The 721-nt window shown below is 68.8% G+C and carries 1 protein-coding gene; it reads right to left on the bottom strand.

What is annotated here, in order from left to right:
- Window positions 1–692 (bottom strand): efflux RND transporter permease subunit (locus tag EOD07_RS36445; RefSeq protein ID WP_206519676.1); only part of this gene is annotated, 692 nt, incomplete at its 3' end.
- Window positions 693–721: the final 29 nt, after the last annotated feature.

Raw genomic sequence — 721 nt, 5'->3', positions numbered from 1 at the left:
GTGTAGAGCTGGTAGCGCAGCGCGCCGTCTTCCTCGAAACCTTTCGGGCTGCGGGCGTTGGCGGAAGCAAGGGCCGCGCGCACATCCTCCAGGCCGATGCCGTAATGGAACAGCGCGCCGGGATTGAGCTCGACGCGCACGGCCGGCAGCGAGGAGCCGCCGAGGTCGACATTGCCGATGCCCTCGACCTGCGACAGGCGCTGCTGCAGCACGGTCGCGGCGGCATCGTAGAGCTGGCCGGGGGTGAGCGTGCGCGAGGTCAGCGCCAAGATCATCACCGGCGAGTCGGCCGGATTGTATTTGCGATAGGTCGGGTTGCTGCGCAGGTCCGACGGCAGGTCGGCGCGCGCGGCGTTGATCGCCGCCTGCACGTCACGCGCCGCGCCGTTGATGTCGCGGGCGAGGTCGAATTGCAGCACGACATTGGTGGAGCCGGTGCCCGAGCGCGAGGTCATTTCGCTGACCCCGGCGATCTGGCCGAGATGGCGTTCCAGGGGTGCCGCGACATCGGTCGCCATCGTGTCGGGGCTGGCACCGGCCATCGAGGCCTGCACCGAGATGGTTGGGAAATCGACCTTGGGCAAAGGTGCCACGGGCAAATTGAAATAGGCGATCAGCCCCGCGGCGGCCAAGCCTATCGCCAGCAGCGTCGTGGCGACCGGCCGCGCGATGAACGGGGCCGAGAGGTTCACGGCGCGGACCCACCGGCGGAGGCTTCGGA

The sequence above is a fragment of the Mesorhizobium sp. M2C.T.Ca.TU.002.02.1.1 genome, from assembly GCF_003997225.1.
The sequence above is the reverse complement of the archived record's forward strand: the minus strand, read 5'-3'. Positions and strand labels throughout refer to the sequence as shown.